Raw genomic sequence first — 25,291 nt, 5'->3', positions numbered from 1 at the left:
TCTTCTCATGAAATAAATAAAAGATGCTCGTCTATTCCGAACATCTTTCATCTATTTTATTATATTCATCATATCAAGCGGCAATATACATTCAAATACAAGTGCTTTACTAGTAACAGGATGCAGCAGCTGAAGCTTCACACAATGAAGCGCCTGCCTTGTAATAAGCTTCCTGCTCCCTCCATAAAGCTCATCCCCAACTAAAGGATGACCGATATGCGACATATGCACCCGAATTTGATGTGTGCGTCCCGTATGCAGCTTCAGCCGGATATGAGAATACGGCTGGCCTTCAATTGTCAATTGTTCAAGCAGAAAGACATCTGTATGTGCATATTGTCCATCATCCCTTACTTCCCGTTCAATAATGCTGGATTCTTTTCTGCCAATAGGTGCAATAATTGATTGGGGCTGCACATGTCCATGCACAATTGCTTCATATTCCCGGTGAATAGATCCAGCGCGTTGCATAAGACTTGCCAGATGATGAATATGCCTATGCTTGGCAATGCATAACAAACCAGATGTATCCCGATCCAGCCTCGTAACCACATGTACGGTAGAAGCAATGTCTTGCTGTGAAAAATGGCCGGCAACAAAGTTTGCTACACTGCCATCCGGATGCTCCCTCGATGGAATCGTACTCATATAAGCCGGTTTATTCAAAATAAGAAGTGCTTCATCTTCATAGACAATATCGAGATTCCCCTGCTGCGGAATAAGACCATTACTAATCTGTTCCTTTGGGAATATGATAGTGATTTTATCCCCAGCTTGCAGAATATAACGAACATTTTGCTCCCGCCCGTTGACAAGAATTTCCCCACCATCAAATTTAATAGCGGTCAGCGCTCGTTTAGAAATACCAAATTCGCTAATTGCTTCACGCAGGAGCTGTCCTTGTTGTTTCGCAATAAAAGTCACTGTAAACCTATTATTCATATTTCCCTTATCCTATTCGTTTGAAACAAATGAATCGTGCACGCGCTCCCAAAATGGGAAGGGTCGGAAACGGGCAAAGCGTACACGCTCATTTGCTACATTGAATGTAATTGACTTAACGTCCGTTTGTATAATTTGAATATGGTCGATTGTCATATTAAATTTCTGATCATTCACTGGTTTTAATACACAGTTATGATGCGCTGGCAGTACAAGTGAGGAGCCAACTGTACGGAATACACGGTTATTGATCGAAGCCATCTCTGTTAGCTGGAATGCATGCAGCGTCGGATGAATGATCGCGCCGCCAAGCGCCTTATTATAGGCTGTACTTCCGGATGGCGTTGATACACACAGACCATCCCCCCGGAAACGCTCAAAGTGTTTGCCATTCAACTCAATGTCCATCACAAGCGTAACGTCTGGAGACTTAATTGTTGCCTCGTTCAAAGCCAAATACGTACTTGAATCCGAATTATTACGATGCACCTGCACCTCAAGCAGCGGGTACTCTACTGAATTAAATTCTTTCTTCGCAATTGATAGAACCAGCTTCTCTAATTCAGACGGCTTCCAATCTGCATAGAAACCTAGATGCCCTGTATGAATCCCTACGAAGGCGACTTTATCCAGCCGGTGAGAATAACGGTGAAACGCATGCAAAAGTGTACCGTCACCGCCGATCGACAAAACGATCTCCGGCTCTTCTTCATCTATTTCTAATCCGAAATCCTGCAAATAGGTTTTGGCAAGCTCCATCAATTCATTCGACTGTACATCGCGGCGTGATTGAATGGCAAACTTCACTGTTTGTCACGCTCCTTTTCTGAGTTATTTAGTATCGCTAGATCGTCTTTGTATTCATTAAAGTAAGCTTGTGCCTCTTGAATTTCACTGCGAATTTGACTCATCTCTTCATCTAACCGAAAGGCAGCCTCCGCAGCATTTTGCAGCCTGTCTTTAATCTCTTCAGGAAATTCTCCCTTGTATTTATAATTTAACGAATGCTCAATTGATGCCCAAAAATTCATGGCCAATGTACGAATTTGGATCTCAGCCACTATGATTTTCCGTCCTTGTACCGTTTCGACAGGATATTCAATAATCATATGATGAGAACGATATCCGCTTGGTTTACTATTCGTAATATAATCTTTTTCTTCAATGATTTTCATATCTTCCCGCTGACGAATCAGTTGCGTCACAGTCGAGATATCATCAACAAATTGGCACATGATGCGCACGCCTGCAATGTCCTGCAGCTCCGATCCCAACTTGTCGGAAGGCTCGAATGGTATGCCCTTTTGCAACGATTTATCATATATGCTTGCCAAAGGCTTTACTCGTCCTGTTACAAACTCAATTGGTGAGTTTGCATTCACAGTGCCGAACTGCGAGCGCATTCCCTTCAATTTTATTTTCAGCTCGTCCACTGCTTGCTTATAAGGGCTTAAAAAAACGTCCCACTGTCCCAAAATAATTAACCTCCCAACAATGAGGCGACGAAAATCACTTCGTCAGCACATCTTTCCACTTTCTTATATTATACTTCATCATTTGCTAAAAACGCTTGAAAAGCTGTTTCTACACGGGCGACAAATTCTTCACCGTAATTACTGTTGCCTTCGATATTATAAATCAATGCTTCTAATTCTTCATGGAATTGCTGTAATTCTATGAACTGCTCTCCTAGCGAAAGGAGAGGGTCCTCCCCGTGCAGCAGCATTTCCAACAAAGCAGGCCAAGTACTTTCTCCAAAATGTAAATAACTAAACTCCTTGTCCTCCTCAACGATATAAATAAAGGCATATTGATCTGAATCTACAATGACCTTTCCTGCCGGGAGTATTTGAATGTCCTGTACCTTTTCATTTACACTGAAGGTAATTTTATTATGTATTTCAACATGATTTTCGATATTATATACGTTACGCAATGGACGTCTTCCTTTCCACTTTATCTTTTCATATTTTAACATACAGCTTTCGTGTATGCAGTCTGCTTTTTAGAATTGGGGAACGGAAATATAAACAACCGAGAAGAAAGGATGATTAAATGAGCCAGCAGTTGGAAATTGAATTTAAAAATTTATTAACAAAAGAGGAGTATCACCGTCTCCTCACTTATTTTAATATTCAGCAGGAGCAAATTGTGCGACAGGAAAACCACTATTTCGATACACCCGGCCAGCACTTAAAAAAAGCGATGAGTGGACTCCGTATTCGTGTACTGCCTTCTCACATCGAATGTACATTAAAGGAACGGTCTACAGAAAATGCCTACCTGGAAACAACCGACCGATTATCCGATGATGCTGCAACGGAGATGATTCAAGGAACTGGATTCCATGCTCCCTCGGTCAAACAACGGCTAGCTGCAATGCATGTACAGTCCGAGCAATTACAGCTATTCGGTACATTGGCAACAAACCGTGTAGAAATAGAATATAAAGGCGGAATACTCTTTTTGGACCATTCTTTTTATTTGCAATGCGAGGATTATGAAGTAGAATATGAAACAAATGATGAACAAACAGGTATTGACATTTTTCAACGTTTTTTGGCAGAGCACCATATTGAAAAAAGACACGCAAAGAAAAAAATCGCGCGCTTTGCAGAGGCTTTAGCGCAGCAATCTGAGTAAGGGACGATGAAATGGATATTCAATCATTACGCACATTAATGGAGATACAGGCAATTCAATCGGTTGGCGGAGACAATCAAACGAATTCGGTTTTAGGGACCGGCTCCTCTGATTTTTCAGGGCTTATAGAGGAGCTATTAGAAAGTATGGGGAATGGACAAGCTTTAGAACTGTCTGATATGCTTGGAAGCCATGCCAGCTTAGCGGACATTTATGGAAATAGTGAGAAAAAAACAGCGGACTATTTGCAGTCGCTGATCTATGAAGGGCAGCTTAATGTACCAGCATCCGTGCTTGAATCACTTTCTTCTTCGTCTTCTGCTATCCCTAAACAAACTGCTATTGCTTCTAATACAGATTTTAAAACGGCTATCGAGGAGGCTGCTGCAAAATTCAATGTTCCTGCCAAGTTGATAGAAGCGGTTATTAAACAGGAATCCGGGTTCAACCCTAATGCCGTGAGTTCAGCGGGAGCAACAGGCCTTATGCAGCTAATGCCGTCAACGGCTAAATTCCTCGGCGTAGCAGACGTAAAAGATCCTTTCCAAAACATTATGGGCGGGACTAAATATTTACGCCAAATGTTAGATAAATTTGATGGGGACATGTCTTTGGCGCTTGCTGCATACAATGCGGGACCAGGTAATGTCTCAAAATATAAGGGAATACCCCCTTTTAAGGAAACGCAAAACTATGTAAAAAAAGTATTAAATACATATAATACTTAACATATTTTTACATCCCTTTTGTCATGTCAGAGCTCTTTATTTGTGAAAAATGAAAGTCGTTGTTAGAATGAACATATCGTCTACTAAATACGTTTGTGAAGCAGCAAAGTATACATCATCACGTATACTAGAAGAAGTTAGACATAAAGGAGTAGCACCTATGAATCGAAAATATACGATTCCTTACGAGGAACTTGGCGCTGAAAAGCTTTCGGAGCTTATGCATGCTTTTTATGCACGCGTCGCAAAGCACCCACACCTCATTCCAATCTTCCCTGAAGATTTAACCGAAACAATTCGTAAGCAAATCCAGTTTCAAACTCAGTACCTAGGTGGACCTAATTTATATACAGAAGAGCATGGTCATCCGATGATGCGTGCTCGCCATATGAACTTTAAAATTACCCCTGATCGTGCGCAGGCCTGGCTGGAATGTATGGCTGAAGCTATGGATGAGGTTGGTTTAGACGGAAAATTCCGTGAAACGTATTTCCAACGTCTTGTTATGACTGCTCATCATATGATTAATGCAGAGAATGAAGATGAGGAGGGATTCGATGAATAATGTTCAGCTATTACCACAGCCTGTCGCACCTTCTATTACTACTTATAAGCCGGTAGAATTATATATTTTCATTGACCCGCTTTGCCCAAAGGCATTCGCAATGAAAAGTATATTGCGCAAGCTTCAACTTCAATATGAACATTATTTCACGTGGCGCTATGTATTAAGCACAGAACTGTCTGCGCTCAATTCTTTAACAAAGCGATTGAAAGGTTGTTATAACGGGGATGAACTAGATATTACCCACCCTGTCCTTCCGTCAATCGCCATCAAAGCAGCTGAGCTTCAAGGGAAACGCGCAGGTTCCCGTTACTTGACGAAATTGCAGCAATACGCAGTATTAAAGACAAAGAATGTAAATTCACATGCTACTCTTCTCGAAATAGCTGAAGAGGTTGGGCTGGATATGAATGAATTCGCCATCGACTTCGGCTCCAAGGAAGCGGCTCGTGCATTTCAGTGTGATCTCTATATCACACGCGAGATGGATGTAGATGAAGTACCAAGCATCGTCTTTTTCAATGAATGCATCGAAGAAGAAGGGTTGAAGGTAAGCGGCTCCTATCACTACGAAGTGTATGAGCACATTTTAGAAGAGATGATTGGCGAGGAGCTTGTGCCCCAGCCTATTCCTTCGATAGAAGACGTATTTAAGCGATACGAACTTCTGACAACAGCAGAAATAGCAGAAATCTTCTCCATCGATTATACTGTGGCAGAGCGTGAATTAAAAAAACGTATGCTTCAGCAAAAAATCGAACGTATTACAAATGAAGACATAACAGTATGGCGTTTAAATCGCAATTATAGATAGTTTCTTTTATATTTTCATAGTTTATTAGAGTCGTCGCTCAAGCTTTCGCTGGGCGGCTTTTTTTATTAGTTAAAATTATACGAAAAATAGATTCTCCTAGAAAAAACAAAAGAAGCGCCCTAACCTCGACAGATAGGACGCCTCTTTTTCACAAAGGGGATGGGAGAAATGTTCACGTTCAAACAAAGGGGTGTATGTTTGTTATGTGATTTATTTCACATTTATAATTTAGCATACAATAATAATCGTTGCAACAAAATACATATAAATTCACAAATCCGTCAAATAGAAAGCGCTTGCAAATAACTGTTATATCAACACTTCTCTTCTATTCTACCGAAGCAATATACTATATTTATATAATCACCTATTATTATTGCAGCAAAACAAAGTGTGAGCGAGAAAAATGCTTTCTGAAACAGAAAAAGGCCGTTAGAACGACTCTAACGGCTTTTGTCCTATTTATTTAGAAGCAGTTTTTCAAGTTCATTTAGCTTTTCTTCAAATACTTTACAAGCTTCTGCAATCGGCTGCGGTGATTCCATATCGACACCAGCTGCCTTTAATACTTCTATTGGGAAGTCTGAGCAGCCTGCTTTCAAGAAGTTGTTGATATAGCGCTCAACAGCAGGTGTACCCTCTTCCAGGATCTTTTTGCTTAATGCTGTTGCAGCACTTTGTCCTGTTGCATATTGGTAAACATAATAGTTGTAATAGAAGTGAGGAATACGAGCCCACTCTAGGCCGATTTCTTCATCTACCGTTATTGCATCTCCAAAATATTTTACGTTCAGATCATAATACACTTCTGTCAGTCTATCTGCTGTCAATGCCTCACCTTTTGCATCCATCTCATGAATCATATGCTCAAATTCAGCAAACATTGTTTGACGGAATACTGTGCCACGGAAGCTGTCTAACCAGTGGTTCAATAAATAAATTTTTTGCTGTGGATCGTCTATTGTTTTTAGTAAATAATCAAATAGCAATTCTTCATTACATGTAGAGGCTACTTCTGCCACAAAGATTGAATAGCTGGCATATGGATACGGCTGATTTGCCCGTGTATAATAGCTATGCATACTATGGCCAAACTCGTGGGCCAATGTAAACAAATTATCCACATTATTTTGCCAGTTCATTAATACATACGGGTTTGTACCGTATGTACCTGAAGAATAGGCACCGCTTCGCTTCCCTTTGTTCTCCATCACATCTACCCAACGGCTTTTCAGCCCATCTTTTACAATGCTTTGGTATTCTTCACCTAATGGTGCGAAGCTTTCCACCATTAATTCTTTTGCTTTTTCGTAAGGCATATCCATCTTCGCTTCTTTAACAAGCGGTGTGAACAGGTCATACATATGCAATTCATCCAGTCCAAGAACTTCCTTGCGAAGGGCTACATACCGGTGCAGCAATGGCAGATATTCATGAATCGTTGAGATGAGTTGATCATATACCTTTTCAGGAATGAAGTTATTACTCATCGCAGCATGGCGTGCCGAATCATATTTCCGTATACGGGCCCTCACATTTTGGGCCTTTACATTACCAGCAAGTGTTGATGAAAATGTATTGCGAAACTTCCCGTATGTTTCGTAAACTGCCTTAAATGCCGCTTCTCGCACATTCCGGTCAGTACTTTCTAAAAAGGAAATATAAGAGCCATGCGTAACACGCACTTCTTCCCCGTCTTCATTTTTAATTTTCGGGAATTCTAAGTCAGCATTATTCAATTTGCCGAAAGTATCACTAGAAACGCCCGTCACCTCAGACATTTGGGCAAGGAGCTGTTCTTCTGCTGCAGATAAAATATGCGGACGTCCCATGTTTAATTCCTTCAAGGACTGCTCATACAGCTTCAAAGGTTCATAGCTTGCTACATATTCATTAATTGTCTCCTCATCAAGCGACAAAATTTCCGGCGTTAAAAAAGACCATGCCGCACTAAGCTTTGCTCCTAAAGAACGCACCCGGCTATCCGTTGCCTGGTATTTGCCATTCGTTGTATCTTGGTCATGCTTCAAATGGCTATATACATATAATTTACTGAAGCGCTCATACATCTGGTCACCAAACTGCAAAGCGTCATACAGACTTTGTGCACTCTCCGTTGCTTTTCCCTTATAGCTTTTTGCGTGCTCTTCCAATGCCTCTATTTCCTTAAATTCCTCTTCCCAAGCCTCATCCGTTGAAAAAATCGGCGTTAAATCCCATGTCAGTTCTTCAGGAATTTGATCTCGTAATAATACTTCTTTTGCCATTTTATCTATCCTCCAATAACATATTTCGGTATTCGAAGTTCTATTTCATTTTCTCAATATTTCTAATTAATTGCAATCAATTCATTAAAAACCACTTGAATTAACTGCTCTGTTGAATAAGCTGCCCCTACTTCCCGAATCGAAAGTGTCTCTAAAATGCGCATATACTCCTGTACTGCTTGAAGGGCTTGCTCTGTAGCCGGGAGACTCGCCCAGGACAGGAAATAATAGATTGTTCTTTTCTTCATATTTTTACATGACAAACCATGGCAGTACAGGAAGTAAAGAAGCATCAGCTGCCACTCTGCCGTAAAAACAGGTATAGCCCTTGCATGTATTACAGGTATACCGATAAATAAAGGAATCTTTTCGCGGGGGAGCCGCAATTCGTAAACAGCTCGTAAAAACAGATCATTTACCCCTTTTTTGCTGTAAAAAAGACGATTGTTTAAAAACTTCAGACGATACCTAGTATATTCTGAAAACATTTCATTAAATCCTTCTTCTTTCAGCTTTTTTGGCTCATAAAAAGGGAAAACTTGCGCTTTCAGCGGCAGACTTACTAATCGGGCTAAAAATGTATTACCCTGCAGAAAGATGAAATGACAAAAATAATGAAATTGTGCCGTTTCAGGGGCATAGGTAATCAAATAATCCTTTTGGATGAATTGCTGATGGAACTGCGTGAATGAGGCTTTGAGAATAGATCCTTTTTGTAAAAAAGAGGACGGCGTTTTTAATAACCAGATGGGGATGATCTGTGCATTTTGATAGCCCTGTGTCCGTTCCTCAAATAAAGAAATAGGAATCCGGCTGCACTGGAACTCAATGGCATATGGCTGCTTTTTTCTAATGAGTAAATCCGGTCGCTGCTGTAAATGGGGGAGATAGCATTCTAGCTGAACATCTTCTTCTAATTGCTGCAACCTGTTGAATAACTGTTGTTTTCCTAATAAATGCATATAGGATTCACCTTCTGTAAATAAAGAGGCACATGCTGTATTTGCAGTATGAGCAAAATGAGGAATTTTAATAGCACCCGCTTTTAAAACTACCCGCTCTTTACAATGAGGACAAAATGCTTTCGTTTTACGCAATTGCAATAGGGCTGCTTCCGTTAAGCTTTCCGTCAATGGCAAATAGTCTCCTTGCTCATTGATTGCGACAAGCATAACAAAACCTCCTTTGCCACATTGTAAAAAAGGTACCCTCATCGTTCAAGTGAAAAATTGTTTTTTGTTCAAAATTTTATTTTGGCTCTGTGTAAGGGAAATAGATGGCATACTTCCATTTACTGAACCAGCGAACGTCAAATAGCATTATTTTTTTCGCACAAAAAACCCGCACTTGGAAAAGTGCGGGAAATCATCTATGCAAAATATTCAAGAACCGTTTCAAAGCAATTGTTTTCCATGATTAGATTGCCGTACTCATCTAAGCGGTGGATTGTTAAGCGTGAAGGTCTTAAATATTCTTTAATAAGCGCTAAAGCATTTTTACGTTCACGTTGTTCTGGTAGATCAGTGAAATCAACATGTAAATAATAACGCTCCTCAAATTGATATAGCGAAGATGTCAATCCCATAGGGACGATACGCTTAGCAAGCGGTATTAGTTCATCTATATCCTTGAAAGCGAAACGGGCGTTTGAAATCGTCATATCTTCGTCAGAATCTGTATCAAACGATTCAAAGATGACACTTTCCATTTCCCGTAATTGTGCTGCTACTTCTCGATTTTCGTCGAAGCTATCCATCATGGCTGTCGCCTCTTGATCAGGATGTAGGTTGGCACGTGTGACGATGACTTCAAGTCCCTGCTCGGAAGCGTTGATATGAATCCAGATTGGGCCATCCATATCAAAATAATCCTCTGTATTCACTTCACCGATTACATCCCAAAACAGTTCCTCGCCTTTTGAGCGGTTATACCAGATCTCCTCACGGCTATAGCCGCGATCTTCAATATCACTGTACGTAATAAATAACTTCAGTGTATTTTCATTAATGCGTTCGATGTCCATAAGACTTCAACTCCCTTCACAGTCATTCGTTGAAACACATGTAAACCAAGGTTACCTTACTATTTGTTTAAACCATCAAAAATCATACATGCTCTTTCCAACTTATGAACACTACAAACTTTCTATAAAGTTCCGAGAAGCAATTCGAACTCTATAACTCTATTGTATGATGTTCCTGCATAAAATGAAAAGGAAAAACACTATTCCCCATAAATAATTTGAATATTGAAATTGTATTGTACTACATGTATGAAACCAAGGGCAATTTTTCTGTCTCAAAGAGAAGCTAGCAAAGGCTTTGGTGTAATAGGCGGGAACAAGGAAATCCGCTTTCCTTTTCCTATATAAAAAGTCTCTTTTTTGATTCAGTAATCGTTATACTGGAAAGCAGCAACCGAACTAATCGCGCTGATTATTTAGTAACACGAGGCGATGAAAAGAAAAAAGATGCTACAAACTTTCTCACGTTGCAACATCTTTATAGGAGTATTTAATTTACCATTCGCTGTGCTTCCTGTAATTGGTAAGCACGCACTTTACGCGGTAAAAATCGGCGAATTTCATCTTCATTATATCCTACTTGCAGACGCTTTTCGTCTAGAATAATTGGACGACGGAGTAATCCAGGATGCTCTTGAATTAATTCATAAAGACGTTGCAATGTTAATGTTTCCACATCAACATTTAGTTTTTGGAAGACTTTAGAACGTGTCGAAATGATTTCTTCCGTACCGTCCTCCGTCATTCGAAGAATTTCTTTAATTTCGCTGATTGTTAAAGGCTCCGAAAAAATATTACGTTCTATATATGGAATCTCATGCTCTTCAAGCCAAGCTTTGGCTTTACGACATGATGTACAACTTGGCGAAGTAAATAATGTAACTTGCATGACTACACTTCCTTCCTAATTTATACTCAATCTATTAACGTCTTCTTACTTTAGAATTAATTTAATGTAAAACACTTTATTCATTATACAACAATCTTGGTCATTTGGATATAGAATGTCAATAAAATATGCATCTTTTAAGGTACATATTTATTCGACTTTTTTCTCGAAAAACCTTGATTTTACTACTTCTATTTTCTGTTTGTATTATTACAATACCCCTAAACTAAGGCATTAAAACGCCTGTAAAAAGCGCTTTATTCTCATTTATACGAAAATAAATGAGAATAATTCCCCATTTCCCTGCTTATAGCGAAAATGATGAAAAATATTACCGGCTCTGTTCTTACAAGTATGTTCTTTTCATGGAAAGCGTATACTAATCAAAAAAGGAATTGCTTTTTCTCTGTTGCATATAATATAATTTTAAAAATAAAATGTAAAAACAATGACGAAGAATAGTACATTTGAATGTCTTTTTCAGAGAGTCTGTGGTTGGTGAGAACAGATGGAGACGCAGATGGAATGGACTTCCGAGTTAGCTTGGGGAATTTTAGTATCCTTGCTCGTATCCTTCACGTTACGAAGAAGAGTGGCCCTTAATGGGCAAGCTGGGTGGTACCGCGGATTTAAACATCATTCGTCCCTTTTTATATGGGAAGCATGATGTTTTTTTACGTTTAAAGGAGGAATTTTTTATGTCAACTATTTTCTCAGGTGTCCAGCCGACAGGAACCATTACATTAGGAAACTACATCGGGGCAATCAAGCAATTCCCTGCATTGCAGGATGAAGGGCAGGCTATCTATTGTATCGTAGATCAGCATGCCATTACCGTACCGCAGGAGCGACTGGAACTACGTAAGAATATCCGCAGTTTAGCGGCTATGTACATTGCTGTAGGAATTGATCCAACGAAATCTATTTTATTTATCCAATCCGAAGTCCCAGCCCATGCCCAGGCCGGATGGATTTTACAATGTATCGCTTCTATCGGTGAATTAGAGCGAATGACGCAATTTAAGGATAAATCATCAGGTAAGGAGTCTGTATCAGCTGCGCTTCTTACGTACCCGCCGCTGATGGCTGCAGACATTCTTCTGTATAATACGGATATTGTACCGGTTGGAGATGATCAGAAGCAGCATATTGAATTAACACGTGACCTTGCTGAGCGCTTTAATAAACGCTATAACGATGTGCTGACGATTCCAGATATTCGTTTACCAAAGGAAGGGGCTCGTATCAAATCCTTGCAGGAACCAACGAAAAAAATGAGTAAATCAGATCCAAATACAAAAGCAACAATTCGTCTGCTAGATACACCGAAGGAAATCGAGAAGAAAATCAAATCAGCTGTTACAGATTCAGAAGGATTGGTAAAATATGATGTTGAAAACAAGCCAGGCGTTTCCAACCTTCTAACAATCGAGTCTGCCCTATCAGGTGCTTCTATTAATGAACTAGAAAAGAAGTATGAAGGTAAAGGCTACGGCGATTTTAAAGCCGGTGTCGCTGCTGCTGTTATTGAGCATTTGGCACCGATTCAAGAACGCTATTACGCCCTGATCGATTCGCCGGAGCTTGATTCGATTTTAGATGAGGGTGCTGCAAAAGCAAATGCTATCGCCTCTAAAACTCTTAAGAAGATGGAGAACGCGATGGGCCTAGGTCGTAAACGACGCTAAACAGAATAATAAGCGATCCAATGGCCAAATAAAGCTCTGTTGTATGCAGCAAAAAATTGAATACAGCAGACCATGAATAGCCAAGTGTCCGGTAATTTAAATATAAAATGCACTGTGTAATGGACGTTACACATAATCCGTAGCTCACAAGAAAGAGCACGTAACGAAACATCTCTCCATCCTTTCTATAAAAAAGTCACCTCTTTTTGGGTGGCTTTTTTCATGAAGCACAGCACGTCCGTTCTGCCCCCCTGGACTTCTTTCTCTTTGCTTGCCTGTCCTTTTTAGAACAGCCAAAAAGAAAAACCAGCAGCTACTGCTGCTGGTATTAGTTTATTCATATTTTTTAAATAATAGACTTGCATTATGTCCACCGAATCCAAGAGAGTTACTCATCGCATATGCAATGTCAACGTGACGTGCTTCATTTGGCACATAATCCAAATCACATTCTGGATCTGGTTCCTGCAAATTGATTGTTGGAGGCAAAATACCTTCTTTTAATGCCAGTACCGTGAAGATTGCTTCTACTCCACCAGCAGCCCCTAATAAATGTCCCGTCATTGACTTAGTTGAACTCATAGCCAATTTATAGGCATGTTCCCCGAACACCGATTTTACCGCTTGTGTCTCGAACAAATCATTGTAAGGCGTACTTGTACCGTGAGCATTAATATAATCTACTTGTGAAGGGTCTACATCTGCTGTTGATAATGCCATCGCCATCGCTCGTGCTGCTCCCTCGCCTTCTGGAGCAGGAGCAGTAATATGGTGGGCATCTCCTGTAGAGCCGTAGCCTAACACTTCACCATAAATAGTTGCACCACGTGCTAGCGCATGTTCCAATTCTTCAAGAATCAGTATTCCAGCTCCCTCTGAAATGATAAAGCCATCACGATTTTTATCAAACGGACGCGATGCCGTTGATGGGTCCGGATTTGTCGATAGAGCTGTATTTGCACAGAAGCCTGCTAACGCCATATTAACGATCGGCGCCTCTGCTCCCCCAGTTACCATTACATCTGCATCGCCGCGTTCGATCACTTTAAAAGCATCACCAATCGAATTTGTTCCAGAAGCACAGGCAGTCACCGAGCAGGAGTTAGGTCCCTTTGCACCAAGATAAATGGAAACCTGGCCAGACGCCATATCCGGAATTAGCATCGGAATGAAGAACGGACTTACACGGCGTGCCCCACGCTCTTGGAATGTCAGAAACTGCTGTTCATATGTTTCCATACCGCCAATACCCGAGCCGATCCATACACCTACCCGATGCGCATTTTCTTCATTAATCTCTAAGCCTGAATCTTTATGTGCCATCAGTGCAGCAGCAAGAGCATAATGAGTGAAACGGTCCATTTTTCGCGCTTCCTTCCGTTCTACGTACTGCTCTATATCAAAATCTTTTATTTCTGCCGCTACCTTGGCTGGAAACTTCTCCGAATCCACACGTGTCAACGGGCCGATCCCAGATTTCCCTTCCTTTATAGCAGACCATGTTTCTTCAGCCGTATTTCCTAAAGGCGTAACTGCCCCGATTCCTGTTACTACTACTCTACGTTTCATACATACTCCCCCTTCTTTATTTTCCCCATTTGATTGTGACAGCACCCCATGTTAAGCCGCCTCCGAAGCCGACTAGAACTAGAATGTCATCATCTTTTACCTTTCCTTGCTCCAGCTCTTCCATTAATGAAAGACCAATTGAGGCCGCCGACGTATTGCCGTATTTATGTACGGTTTTAGACATCTTCTCCTCTGGCAGGTCTAATCGCTCACGGGCAGCTTCCATAATACGAATATTTGCTTGGTGCGGAATTAAAAAATCACAATCCTCTTTATTAAGGCCTGCCTTTTGTAAAACGGATACAGCAGATTCTCCCATCTGACGTACAGCAAATTTGAATACTTCACGTCCATTCATCGAAATATGATGATTTTTATTCAAATATAAATGCTTGCCGCCGGAGCCATCCGCACCTAATTCATATGATAGAATCCCCCGTCCTTCCGATACTTTCGAAATGACAGCAGCACTTGCACCATCTCCGAATAATACAGCAGTATTGCGGTCTTCCCAATCCGTCAGCTTCGATAACTTTTCAACACCTACTACTAATATATATTCATAACTATTATTTTCCACGAATTGCTTTGCCGTGACAAGCCCATAAATAAAACCAGAGCATGCCGCCGCAATATCCATTGCAGCACATTGTATCCCAAAATGCTCAGTTATTTGACACGAAACACTTGGGAATGCCTGATCTGGAGATACTGTTGCTACTAAAATCAAGCCAAGCTGATCAGGTGTAATTCCTGCATTTTGCATTGCTTTCTCTGCAGCTTTTATTGCCATATGCGAAGTGTTTTCATCTGCCGCTGCAATGTGCCGCTCTTGGATTCCAGTTCTTGTACGAATCCATTCGTCTGTCGTATCAAGGACTTTTTCTAAATCCGTATTTGTCAGCACTTTTTCCGGTACATAACTTCCCAGTCCGATAATGCCTGCATTCATCCTAACATCCCCTTTATTTTTGACACTAACATTTAGTAGTTGGTCATAATTATAGCTCATAAAAAAATATTATACAACGTTAAATTTCAAAGGTTGTTCATGAAATGTTTGCAAAAGTTTATTTTTCTTTTCATAAAACGTATGGTATGATAATGGGTGTGTAATTAGATAATAAGATTCCATAAAGTTTGATAGAGGTGAAATTGATGCAATACATTATGACGTTTGTATGGTCATTACTACTAATTTCTATGTTGAACTACGTAGTAAGTTCAGTAATGAATGTACCATTCGAGTTCATGACTGGTGTAATCGTTTCTGTAGCATTCTCCGTAATTGTTTTACTTATCGCAGCGGTGATTCCGAACGACCCAGTAGAACATGCTGACCATCACTAATTAGAAGGCGCTCCAGTAAGGAGCGTTTTTTTATTGTTAAAATTTATTTTTGCTTCCTCCAACAGATATACTATTACAAAACAGAACAGGCTTGCCTGAAATTCTCTTTCAAGCAAGCCTGTTTACAGATTTGGAAATTATTATTATGGTTTACCGCTGCGGTCCCAGAAACGTGCTTCTGTTACCGCTTCAATATAAGCATCAATATTATTTTGTACGACTCCTGCACCTCGCACGTTTGCAAGCCCATCCAGAATATGACTTCCTTCATTTAATGAACCAACAGGCTTATAATGCAGAAAAGCTTCTTCTACAAAGTCAGGTGCTTCTTTAGCGAAGGTCGGTGTTTTCCCTTCTTTGCTTGCTACAAGGACAGCATCAAACAACACCGAATCTGCTGTTAGTAATGTGTGTTTGACCTCTAGCTCTGTCCCATCTTCACCTACAATCTTACCATGGTGGTCACTAATGATTTCAGGTATTGTTCCTTTGCTCTTTAACGTCTGCAGCCATATTGGGAGATCTTTTGAGAAGCCGTCAGCGGCGAGAACAGCGATTTTTCGAGTATCCGGCTTTTTCACTGTATTCATTTGACTTAATGCTGGTGATGTTTTATCAGTTAAAACCGGCTTGACAGATGGAACAGGAAGACCAAGGTTTTCTGCAACACCTTTTACCAAGTCATGGCTGACATTTGAGAACATTTCAAGCACCTGAATGCGTACGGACTCGGTTTCACATTTTCCAAGCTCGAAGCTGAGTGCATTGATCATATGCTCTTGCTCTACATCTGACATACTGTTCCAGAACATCGTTGCCTGCGTGAAATGATCGTCAAAGCTCTGGCTTCGCGCACGTACTTTATGACCCTCTACCTTTTCCTGATAGTGCTCATAACCGCCATTTTCCGCTGAAATTGGATGTGGTGTGTTATTTGCCAAGCTATTTTTCGAATAGCTTACCTTTCCAACATTGATTGTATGACGTCCATAGCCGTCACGCTGATTGTTGTGGAACGGGCACACCGGGCGGTTAATCGGCAGCTCATGAAAGTTTGGTCCTCCTAGACGGATTAATTGTGTATCTGTATAAGAGAATAAACGACCTTGTAGCAGCGGATCATTGGTAAAATCAATGCCCGGCACAACATGACCTGGATGGAATGCTGCCTGTTCTGTTTCAGCAAAAACATTTTCTACATTGCGGTTCAATGTCAATCTGCCGACACGCTGCACTGGTACATCCTCTTCCGGCCAGATTTTTGTTGGATCCAACACATCAAAATCGAATTTGAATTCATCAGCTTGGGGAATGATTTGTAAACCTAATTCCCACTCAGGGTAGTCTCCATTTTCAATACTTTCAAATAAATCACGGCGATGGAAATCCGGATCTTTGCCATTAATTTTCTGTGCCTCATCCCAGCATACTGAATGAATACCTAGGAGCGGCTTCCAATGGAATTTTACAAAGAATGCTTCTCCAGCTGAGTTCACAAGGCGGAATGTATGCACACCGAACCCTTCCATCATGCGGTAGCTGCGTGGAATCGCACGGTCGCTCAACTTCCACATAATCATATGGGCACTCTCTTGATTATTGGCTATAAAATCCCAGAATGTATCATGAGCTGATGCTGCTTGCGGTATTTCATTATGAGGTTCTGGTTTTAAAGCATGAACTAAATCAGGAAATTTAATTGCATCTTGGATGAAGAATACAGGCATATTATTACCTACTAAATCGTAGTTACCTTCTTCTGTATAGAACTTCACCGCAAATCCACGGGCATCGCGGGGGACATCCGCTGATCCTTTTGAGCCAGCTACCGTGGAAAAGCGAACAAATACCGGTGTTTTTTTCGTAGGATCCGTTAAAAACTTAGCTCGCGTATAACGCTCAAGCGATTCATAAACTTGGAATTCCCCATGAACGCCATATCCACGCGCATGTACGATTCGCTCTGGTATACGCTCATGGTCAAAGTGCGTCATTTTTTCCCGAAAGTGAAAGTCTTCTATAAGCGTCGGACCGCGATCTCCCGCTTTTAGTGAAAATTCATCGTTTGCCATTTTCAACCCTTGATTTGTTGTAAGCACTTTTCCCTCGTCAACAGCATGATATTGTTCAAGTTGCTCTAATTTCATATTTGACACTTTTTTTGGTTCTTTTTCCTTCAAAATATCCCCTCCTCAAAAATTCGCTCTACCCCTCTCTTACCTCTTTTTTATGTAAATAAACAAAAAGGACTATCAAGTAAGCTTAGCTCTCCTGATAGTCCCCTGTGGTTTATTACGTATTTCCATAAAATTTTGTTCTTAACAATGCTGCCTATTTATATCTTCGTTCTGAACCAGAAGTCGACTTTGTTGCCTCGTGATTATCTTCGTCTTTCACTTGGTCATTTAATTCTTCCATCGGTAATGGATCCACCGTCTTCATGTCTTCATGCATATCAAATAAACTTTCTTTCTGTGTATCTAGCATATCCGGATTGTCCATTTTTCCTTGCTGCACTTTTTTATTTTTACCGTTACCTTCTCTTTTTTCCATACTTCACGCCTCCTTTTTTTATACCATACCCAAAGGAGACATGCTGTTAACTTATTTCACACTGATTTCTCCATCTTTTAAAATCAGCTCGATCATTCCGCCGGGCACTACTTCACCACGCAGCAGTTCTTTTGCTACGGCCGTTTCCAAATAGCGCTGAACAAATCGCTTCAGCGGCCGTGCACCGAATTGCGGGTCTGCCCCATGCTCTACTACATAATCAATGACATCATCCCCAACGACAAGTTTGATTTCTTGTTCAGCAACACGTTTTCCGAGTGCTTCCACGTATTTTCGTACAATTGCATGGAAGTGAGCATGTGTTAGTGCATGGAAGGTAATGATATCATCCACCCTGTTCAGTAATTCCGGCTTAAAATGCTGCCGAAGCGCCAGCATAATTAAATCTTCCGTTTCCTTTTCGTTACTTGGATTTAATAAATATTCCGAACCGATATTAGAGGTCATGATAACAACTGTGTTAGAGAAGTTCACCATACGGCCCTGCGAGTCTGTAATGCGCCCGTCGTCCAATATTTGCAGCAGAATATTTGCCACATCCGGATGTGCTTTTTCGATTTCGTCAAGCAGCACAACGGAATATGGATTACGGCGCACAGCTTCTGTCAGTTGACCGCCTTCTTCATATCCGATATATCCAGGAGGTGCACCAACTAGACGTGAAACGCTATGTTTCTCCATATATTCACTCATATCAATACGAATGAAATGCTCTTCGGAATCAAATAGTTGGGCTGCCAATGCTTTGGCAAGCTCTGTTTTCCCGACCCCTGTCGGACCGAGGAACAAGAAGGAACCAATTGGCTTTGTGGGGTCCTTAATCCCTGAACGTGCACGCCATACAGCCTCCGTTACAAGAGAAACGGCCTGCTCCTGCCCTACAACACGCTCATGCAGCGTCTCTTTTAAACGAAGCAGCTTTTCGCGCTCTCCTTCTACAAGCTTTGTCACAGGAATGCCTGTCCAACGAGATACAATTGAAGCAATTTCCTCTGCTGTCACTTCTTCACGTAAGATACGGTTATCAGCTGTTTTCGTAATTTCTGCCTCTAAGGTCGCTAGCTCCTTCTCAAGTGATGGAATTTTTCCGTGGCGAAGTTCCGCAGCCTTGTTTAAATCATATTTACTTTCTGCTTCTTCTAAATCCCGGCGATATTTATCAAGCTGTTCTCGTTTTTTCTGAATCTCCTGCAGTCCAGTCTTCTCAAGCTCCCACTGTTTTCGCAGCTGCTCTGTCGAAGTGCGAAGGTGATTAATTTCCCCTTGAAGGGCTTCCAGCCGCTTTCTGCTTGCCTCATCTTTTTCCTTACGCAATGCCTGCTCTTCAATTTCCAGCTGCATTAGACGACGCGTTACGATATCAAGTTCTTGTGGCATCGAATCAATTTCTGTACGAATCATTGCACATGCTTCATCAATCAAATCAATTGCTTTATCAGGCAGGAAGCGCTCGGTAATATAACGATTTGACAGCTCAGCTGACGCAATAATAGCGCGGTCATGAATACGTACACCGTGATGAAGCTCAAAACGCTCCTTCAAGCCGCGTAAAATGGATACCGTATCCTCAATAGACGGCTCACGTACCAGAACTTGCTGGAATCTGCGCTCAAGAGCTGGATCCTTTTCGATATACATCCGGTATTCATCAAGTGTCGTCGCCCCAATGCAATGCAATTCTCCACGTGCAAGCATAGGCTTCAGCATATTCCCTGCATCCATTGCTCCATCTGTCTTGCCGGCACCAACAATTGTATGAATTTCATCGATAAATAAAATAATACGTCCTTCAGATTCTTTCACCTGCTTTAATACGCTCTTTAACCGCTCTTCAAATTGTCCTCTATAGCTTGCTCCTGCAATCAAGGCACTCATATCTAGTTCATATAATAGACAGTCTTTCAACCCTTCAGGAACATCTTTACGCACAATACGCTGTGCAAGGCCTTCTACAATTGCCGTTTTCCCAACACCAGGCTCCCCGATGAGCACCGGATTGTTTTTTGTCTTACGACTTAAAATACGGATAACATTTCGAATTTCCTCATCTCGCCCAATGACCGGGTCCATCTTGCCGTTTTTTACTTCCTCCACTAAATTACGACCGAATTGCTCCAGTGGCGGACGATTATCTTGTGTTTGTGTAAACTGCATAGCCTCTACCTCCTATAAAGTTTGACCATCTTTGACTAATGAAATTATAAACTATATTTTATTGAAAATCAAAAATATGTATTCACAAAATTTTACTCTTATTACCAAATCCCTTATGTTATCATACTTATAAGGAAATTTTATGTTTTCATCATACGTTTAGGATGTGATTATGATGGTCGCTTTACACAATGCTCCATTGAACATTCACCATTTATTTAAAGAGTACGGATTGATTATTAAAGTGAAGAAAGGCAGTCACATTTTCCGTGAAGGCGAACGTGCTGAGAACATTTTTTTTGTTGAGCAAGGTGCCATTCAAATCAGCAAAGAGACAGAACAAGGGAAGGAATTAACTCTACGCATCTGCGGACCACACGCGATCATGGGAGAAAGTGCAATGTTTTGTAAAGCAAGCTATCATTCAACTTCCGCAAAAGCAGTAGAATCCTCTCAATTACTTACACTACAAACTGATACCCTTGAATTGTTATTGTCGGAAAACCCTCCATTAATGCTTGAATATATAAAATGGCTGCAAACGGAAAGTTTGAAGCATCAAAGCCGGCTGCGTGACCTCATGTTAAACGGAAAAAAAGGGGCTCTTTTTTCTACACTTATTAGACTCGCCAATACATATGGCGAATTCCGAAGCAACAATGAGGTATTTATTGATTTCGCCTTAACCAATACTGATATCGCCAACCTTTGTGCAACAAGTAGAGAAATGATTAACCGTATGTTAAATGACTTGAAAAACAATGACATTCTCAGCTTTGAAAAGGGGTACATTACAATAAACAATCTGCAATTTTTAAAGGACGAAATTTCCTGCGAAAACTGCCCCCTGTCCATTTGCCGCATTGACTAAGAAAAGGCGCTTTCCCGCCGGACTTGCTGCGACCAGCTACAACAAGTTTTGGAAGCCTGCACCTTTCCTTTAGTACAGATAATAAGACAATCCTGTAAACCCCGAAGTTTATAGTTTTTATCTAAAAAATCCCGCGTTCACTACGAACGCGGGATTTAAATTACAATGCTTATCGAATGCCGAGTGCCATCTTAGCGTAACGCGACATCATATCTTTAGACCATGCCGGCTGCCATACGATATTCACTTCGATATCCTTAATTTCCGGTAATTCTCCTAAAGCTGTTTTTACTTGGTCAACGATAACCGGACCCAGCGGGCAGCCCATCGATGTTAATGTCATCGTAACAGTCGCTACCCCTTCTTCATTTAAATCAACATCATATACTAAGCCAAGATTAACGATATCAATCCCCAACTCAGGATCGATTACATTTTCCAAAGCGCCTAACATGCTATCTTTCATATCTTGATCAATTGCCATTTCTGCATCTTCCTTTCACACAGTTGTGTAGGTTCATCATATCAAAAGTGTAGCTTTATGCCAAATGTTCAGCCAGCCATGCGGAGACAGCAAGCACACCCGTACGTGAAACAGCATGTCCAGCCTTTTCATCAGCTATGTATTCCACTTTCAGGGGATTTCCCTGCTGAACAAGCTCTTCGTAAAATGGATAAGTCATATGGAATGGTACAACCGGATCTTTTTTTCCGTGCCAGAACATAACAGGAACTTTTTCAAAAATCTCAGGTCGCTCCATAAGGTCGTATGGCTGCAGTGCTTCTAAAATAGCATGCTGTTGTTCTTCTGTAAGCTGAAGATCCACCCCCAGCTCTTTCATTTGCCGGAGTTGATATTGAGCCATTTCAGTATAGCTCACCACGCCCATTAAAATACCAGCCGCATCAATCCAGTCATATATCTTCAAACAGCCAGCTGTTGTAATACCGCCCATAGATGTTCCACAAACGCCCACTTTTCCTGTAAATCCTTTTCCCTGTAAAGTATCATATAAACTTTGGACTTCTTTTATATTCTTTACAATAATACGCCAAAATATTGAATTCATTTGTGCTTCCGGTAAGTTTTCTGAACGTTCACCATGCATAAAGGCATCCGGCAAAATGACACGCACACCTTTTTCTACAAGATTATAAGCGTAATGGAGATTGTGTTCCTTGGCACTCATAAATCCATGCAAAAAAACGACGGTTGGCGCATCTTTCTGCATTCTTTTATTATATACATGTAATAAGGGAATTCCTCCCCAGTTTTCTTTCTGTACAATCACCATTTTCACTCCTTCATTATCTTTACATTAGTAGCGTATCAAAAATTAACTGGTTATGGTTACAATATTTTGCGAAACGGAAAGAATAACGATAAAATTGAACCAATGTCGAAAGGAGCTTTTCTATCATGAAACAGCATTTAATCGTATTAGATTTGGACGGTACATTATTAACCGATGACAAAACGATTTCACCATACACAAAAAGTATATTGGCAAAAGCCCGTGAAGCAGGCCACCAGGTGATGATCGCAACTGGACGTCCTTTTCGTGCAAGCCAACTATATTATAAGGAATTGGACCTGATAACACCAATTGTCAACTTCAACGGTGCTTTTATCCACCACCCTCTCAACCGATCTTGGGAAACAATGCATTCCCCTATATCCATGAGCGTTGTCCACGATGTAGTGGATTCGGTGAACAAATTCCAATATGAAAACTTAATCGCCGAGGTAATTGACGACGTTTACCTTCACAATGAAAATGAAGAATTACTGAATGTATTTAATATGGGAAATCCGAGAGTCACAACCGGTAATCTAAAGCTCACTTTGCATGAGGATCCGACAAGTCTTCTCATCCAGGCAAATGAGCATAATGTGCCAATTATTCGCAAGCATTTAGAGGATGTCCACGCTGAACTGATCGAGCATCGAAAATGGGGGGCGCCGTTCCCAATCATTGAGATTGTCCGTAAAGGGCTGAGCAAAGCAGTAGGCGTATCTAAGATAGCCCACGAATTTGAAATCCCGCAGGACCGTATCATTGCGTTTGGTGATGAGGACAATGATCTGGAAATGATCGATTATGCAGGCATCGGTGTAGCGATGAGCAATGCAATCGACGAACTAAAATCTGTAGCAAAAGAAATTACATTAAGCAACAATGAAGACGGTATCGGGAAATTCCTGGCTGACCGGTTAAAGCTATAGATAAAAAAGACGAAATCATCCAAAATGGAGATTTCGTCTTTTTTGCTGCTTGCTGCTGCTAATTAATTACCTGCAATCGGCTCTTCAGCTACAAGCTCAATTTCTTGTAAGTTATCTCCAGTTGCATCGTTGTAATCAACTTTGTAGTTTTTCACACGTTTGTTCACAGGGAACAATTCATAGCGGAACTGCATTGGGATTACCACTGCATTTTCTTCCATGTACTCTTGGTAAGCACGGAACTGTTCAGAACGGTATGCACTGTCCATCGCTTCTGGAGAGTCAATGTTATTTAAGATTGTTTCTAATTCTTCAGTTGTGTAACGACCTAAGTTATTAGCTGATGTTCCCGAATACGTAGCGAATGGAGATGGATTTGTACCAGTTCCCCAAGCACCCATAAACACATCGATTTCCGGATCGTCAGCACGGACTTTGTCATAGAATGAGTTGAAGTCGATTAGACGGCCAGTAGTCAACACTACATTCAACCCAACATCTTTCCAGTTTTGCAGGTAGTAAGAAATAATATCTTCCTGTGTTTGGTCACCAGACATAGCTGCCAGCCTGATTTCAAGTGGTTGGCCGTTTTTATCTTCACGCATGCCGTCACCATCTACATCCTTGTAGCCAGCTGCATCTAAAATTTCAATTGCTTTCGCTTCATCATACGTGTAGCCTTCTAATGAATCGTCAAAGAATGACGAGAATACTGGTGGAATCATAGAATTTGCACGCTCACGTAACCCGTTGTAGTACACTTCTGAAACTTCTTCGATGTTTAGTGCATAGCCCATTGCTTTACGCAGCTCTACATCACCCATTTTTGAATTTTCAAAATCAGAGACAACTTGCTTGTTCGCAGTATCGTATTTACCAAGCTTGAAGCTTAAGTAAGAATAGTAAAGCTCTTGGCGACCTAAAATATCGATGTTATCCAGGTCTTTTATTTCTTGCCATTGTGTAGCATTGAAGTACTGGGCTAAATCATATTTACCCTCTTTCATTGCTACAGAGATAGAACTTGGTGGTACAACTTTCACTAATACACCGTCTAATTTCGGCTTACCTTTCCAGTAGTGCTCGTTTGCAACAAACTGAACAGATTCACCTGGAACAACTTTATCAAATTTAAATGCACCTAATGTTACAGGGTTTTTACGTACTAAATCATGTGCTAGTAAGTCAGCTACAGGGATATCAGCCATCAAGTGTGATGGTGCTGCATAAGCCCAAAGTCCGTCGCCGCCATAGAATACTGCTGGCGATAATTTTTTGAAGCTGATTTCCAACGTTGTTTCGTCAATTTTTTTCAAGCCTGAAATTGTTTCTGCTGTACCAGCATGAAACTCTTCAGCACCGACGATATTTTGGAAGTCGCCATCATAGCGTACGCCTTCATAATCAGGATCTGCAATAATTTCGTAAGGTAAGATTAAGTCTTCAATCTTTAAAGGCTCACCGTCAGACCATTTTACACCCTCGCGGATTTTAACAGTCGCTTTTAGATTTTCCTCATCTACTTCTAAAGAAGCAATACCTTCGTCTGTAAATTTAAACTCGCCATCAGTCTCAAAGAGTACGTTTGATGACCAATTCATTAACTCAGAATCATAGCCGTCATCATAAAGTTCCCAGCTGAAAATACCTTGGAAAGGCTCATCCTTTACCAACGCTACTTGAAGAACACCGCCTTCAATTGCGTCGCCTTCATTTTCTACGCTCAGGGATAATGATGCATCATTTGAGCCAGCTTCTTCTTCACCTTTCGGAGTTGAAGAACCTTCTTCTTTTGTTGAATCGTCGCTATCGCTACATGCAGCTAGAACTAAAAGTACCGCAAGCAACATTGCAAGTAATGACCAACTTTTGTTTTTCATTAGTTGTTCCTCCCTTTTTTCTGCTAGCTTTCTCTGATTTTACTAGCAAATTATATATACAAACACATTACGAAAATGTGCAGGTACCAAAACTATCATACCTAAAA

24 protein-coding genes and 1 other annotated feature are annotated in these 25,291 nt (G+C 40.8%); of the genes, 8 read left to right on the top strand and 16 right to left on the bottom strand.

Annotated features, from left to right (window positions below):
• Positions 1-51: 51 nt before the first annotated feature.
• From AA0Y26_RS03100 to AA0Y26_RS03085, 4 genes are all read right to left on the bottom strand, one after another.
• Positions 52-942, bottom strand: a complete 891-nt coding sequence (locus AA0Y26_RS03100; RefSeq protein WP_413365030.1) for an RluA family pseudouridine synthase — start codon at positions 940-942, stop codon at positions 52-54.
• 12 nt (positions 943-954) lie between these two features.
• Positions 955-1,749 (bottom strand): NAD kinase, encoded by a 795-nt coding sequence (locus AA0Y26_RS03095; protein ID WP_413365028.1) that lies wholly within the window; start codon positions 1,747-1,749, stop codon positions 955-957.
• Positions 1,746-2,417 (bottom strand): GTP pyrophosphokinase family protein, encoded by a 672-nt coding sequence (locus tag AA0Y26_RS03090; protein ID WP_413365027.1) that lies wholly within the window; start codon positions 2,415-2,417, stop codon positions 1,746-1,748. Before AA0Y26_RS03090 ends, AA0Y26_RS03095 begins: the two co-directional genes overlap by 4 nt.
• 68 nt (positions 2,418-2,485) lie before the next feature.
• Positions 2,486-2,920 carry a hypothetical protein gene (locus AA0Y26_RS03085; protein WP_413365025.1) on the bottom strand — a complete coding sequence of 145 codons (435 nt, stop codon included), beginning with the start codon at positions 2,918-2,920 and terminating at the stop codon, positions 2,486-2,488.
• A gap of 77 nt (positions 2,921-2,997) precedes the next feature.
• On the opposite strand from AA0Y26_RS03085, the gene AA0Y26_RS03080 reads away from it, so the two are divergent.
• From AA0Y26_RS03080 to AA0Y26_RS03065, 4 genes are all read left to right on the top strand, one after another.
• Positions 2,998-3,585 carry a CYTH domain-containing protein gene (locus AA0Y26_RS03080; RefSeq protein WP_413365023.1) on the top strand — a complete coding sequence of 196 codons (588 nt, stop codon included), beginning with the start codon at positions 2,998-3,000 and terminating at the stop codon, positions 3,583-3,585.
• Between the two features lie 11 nt (positions 3,586-3,596).
• The gene (locus AA0Y26_RS03075; RefSeq protein WP_413365021.1) at positions 3,597-4,313 is read left to right on the top strand and encodes a lytic transglycosylase domain-containing protein; all 717 of its coding nucleotides are present in this window, start codon (positions 3,597-3,599) and stop codon (positions 4,311-4,313) included.
• Between the two features lie 160 nt (positions 4,314-4,473).
• Entirely contained in the window at positions 4,474-4,878 is a 405-nt protein-coding gene (locus tag AA0Y26_RS03070; RefSeq protein WP_413365019.1) for a globin, read from the top strand.
• Positions 4,871-5,692, top strand: coding sequence for a DsbA family protein (locus AA0Y26_RS03065; RefSeq protein WP_413365017.1), 822 nt, complete (start codon positions 4,871-4,873; stop codon positions 5,690-5,692). The genes AA0Y26_RS03070 and AA0Y26_RS03065 overlap by 8 nt, the downstream gene beginning before the upstream one ends.
• 458 nt (positions 5,693-6,150) lie before the next feature.
• Here the strand turns inward: AA0Y26_RS03065 and pepF are convergent, their stop codons facing one another.
• From pepF to spxA, 4 genes are all read right to left on the bottom strand, one after another.
• The gene (gene pepF / locus AA0Y26_RS03060; RefSeq protein ID WP_413365015.1) at positions 6,151-7,959 is read right to left on the bottom strand and encodes an oligoendopeptidase F; all 1,809 of its coding nucleotides are present in this window, start codon (positions 7,957-7,959) and stop codon (positions 6,151-6,153) included.
• A gap of 62 nt (positions 7,960-8,021) precedes the next feature.
• The gene (locus AA0Y26_RS03055; protein ID WP_413365013.1) at positions 8,022-9,131 is read right to left on the bottom strand and encodes a competence protein CoiA; all 1,110 of its coding nucleotides are present in this window, start codon (positions 9,129-9,131) and stop codon (positions 8,022-8,024) included.
• A gap of 197 nt (positions 9,132-9,328) precedes the next feature.
• The gene (mecA, locus tag AA0Y26_RS03050) at positions 9,329-9,982 is read right to left on the bottom strand and encodes an adaptor protein MecA (protein WP_413365011.1); all 654 of its coding nucleotides are present in this window, start codon (positions 9,980-9,982) and stop codon (positions 9,329-9,331) included.
• A 490-nt stretch (positions 9,983-10,472) separates the two neighbouring features.
• Positions 10,473-10,871: a transcriptional regulator SpxA gene (gene spxA / locus AA0Y26_RS03045; protein WP_036155737.1), complete on the bottom strand. Its 399-nt coding sequence runs from the start codon at positions 10,869-10,871 to the stop codon at positions 10,473-10,475.
• Positions 10,872-11,310: 439 nt separating this feature from the next.
• Positions 11,311-11,522, top strand: a binding site (T-box leader).
• 47 nt (positions 11,523-11,569) lie between these two features.
• Here spxA and trpS point away from each other — a divergent pair.
• Positions 11,570-12,559 (top strand): tryptophan--tRNA ligase, encoded by a 990-nt coding sequence (gene trpS / locus AA0Y26_RS03040; protein ID WP_413365008.1) that lies wholly within the window; start codon positions 11,570-11,572, stop codon positions 12,557-12,559.
• A 333-nt stretch (positions 12,560-12,892) separates the two neighbouring features.
• On the opposite strand, the gene fabF is transcribed toward trpS, so the two are convergent.
• Positions 12,893-14,128: a beta-ketoacyl-ACP synthase II gene (gene fabF / locus AA0Y26_RS03035; protein WP_413365006.1), complete on the bottom strand. Its 1,236-nt coding sequence runs from the start codon at positions 14,126-14,128 to the stop codon at positions 12,893-12,895.
• Between the two features lie 16 nt (positions 14,129-14,144).
• The gene (locus AA0Y26_RS03030; protein WP_413365004.1) at positions 14,145-15,080 is read right to left on the bottom strand and encodes a beta-ketoacyl-ACP synthase III; all 936 of its coding nucleotides are present in this window, start codon (positions 15,078-15,080) and stop codon (positions 14,145-14,147) included.
• Between the two features lie 206 nt (positions 15,081-15,286).
• Here AA0Y26_RS03030 and AA0Y26_RS03025 point away from each other — a divergent pair, with 206 nt between their 5' ends.
• Entirely contained in the window at positions 15,287-15,478 is a 192-nt protein-coding gene (locus tag AA0Y26_RS03025; protein ID WP_413365002.1) for a YjzD family protein, read from the top strand.
• Positions 15,479-15,621: 143 nt separating this feature from the next.
• Here AA0Y26_RS03025 and AA0Y26_RS03020 read toward each other — a convergent pair whose 3' ends face one another.
• The 3 genes from AA0Y26_RS03020 to AA0Y26_RS03010 all read right to left on the bottom strand — a co-directional run bounded on the left by AA0Y26_RS03020 (position 15,622) and on the right by AA0Y26_RS03010 (position 20,206).
• Positions 15,622-17,625, bottom strand: coding sequence for a catalase (locus tag AA0Y26_RS03020; protein ID WP_413368027.1), 2,004 nt, complete (start codon positions 17,623-17,625; stop codon positions 15,622-15,624).
• Between the two features lie 184 nt (positions 17,626-17,809).
• Entirely contained in the window at positions 17,810-18,031 is a 222-nt protein-coding gene (locus tag AA0Y26_RS03015; RefSeq protein ID WP_413365000.1) for a hypothetical protein, read from the bottom strand.
• Positions 18,032-18,082: 51 nt separating this feature from the next.
• Entirely contained in the window at positions 18,083-20,206 is a 2,124-nt protein-coding gene (locus tag AA0Y26_RS03010; RefSeq protein ID WP_413364998.1) for an ATP-dependent Clp protease ATP-binding subunit, read from the bottom strand.
• A gap of 172 nt (positions 20,207-20,378) precedes the next feature.
• Here AA0Y26_RS03010 and AA0Y26_RS03005 point away from each other — a divergent pair, with 172 nt between their 5' ends.
• The gene (locus AA0Y26_RS03005; protein WP_413364996.1) at positions 20,379-21,077 is read left to right on the top strand and encodes a Crp/Fnr family transcriptional regulator; all 699 of its coding nucleotides are present in this window, start codon (positions 20,379-20,381) and stop codon (positions 21,075-21,077) included.
• A 169-nt stretch (positions 21,078-21,246) separates the two neighbouring features.
• Here the strand turns inward: AA0Y26_RS03005 and AA0Y26_RS03000 are convergent, their stop codons facing one another.
• Together AA0Y26_RS03000 and AA0Y26_RS02995 are read right to left on the bottom strand one after the other, a co-directional pair.
• The gene (locus AA0Y26_RS03000; protein ID WP_413364994.1) at positions 21,247-21,561 is read right to left on the bottom strand and encodes a metal-sulfur cluster assembly factor; all 315 of its coding nucleotides are present in this window, start codon (positions 21,559-21,561) and stop codon (positions 21,247-21,249) included.
• Positions 21,562-21,616: 55 nt separating this feature from the next.
• Positions 21,617-22,372 (bottom strand): prolyl oligopeptidase family serine peptidase, encoded by a 756-nt coding sequence (locus AA0Y26_RS02995; protein WP_413364992.1) that lies wholly within the window; start codon positions 22,370-22,372, stop codon positions 21,617-21,619.
• A gap of 125 nt (positions 22,373-22,497) precedes the next feature.
• On the opposite strand from AA0Y26_RS02995, the gene AA0Y26_RS02990 reads away from it, so the two are divergent.
• Positions 22,498-23,304 (top strand): Cof-type HAD-IIB family hydrolase, encoded by an 807-nt coding sequence (locus AA0Y26_RS02990; RefSeq protein WP_413364990.1) that lies wholly within the window; start codon positions 22,498-22,500, stop codon positions 23,302-23,304.
• A gap of 62 nt (positions 23,305-23,366) precedes the next feature.
• On the opposite strand, the gene AA0Y26_RS02985 is transcribed toward AA0Y26_RS02990, so the two are convergent.
• On the bottom strand, positions 23,367-25,184 hold the full coding sequence (locus tag AA0Y26_RS02985; protein WP_413364988.1) for an oligopeptide ABC transporter substrate-binding protein: 1,818 nt from the start codon (positions 25,182-25,184) through the stop codon (positions 23,367-23,369).
• Positions 25,185-25,291: the final 107 nt, after the last annotated feature.

Source organism: Lysinibacillus canaveralius (assembly GCF_047301505.1).
In the GTDB taxonomy this organism is placed as follows: domain Bacteria; phylum Bacillota; class Bacilli; order Bacillales_A; family Planococcaceae; genus Lysinibacillus_B.
The sequence above is the reverse complement of the archived record's forward strand: the minus strand, read 5'-3'. Positions and strand labels throughout refer to the sequence as shown.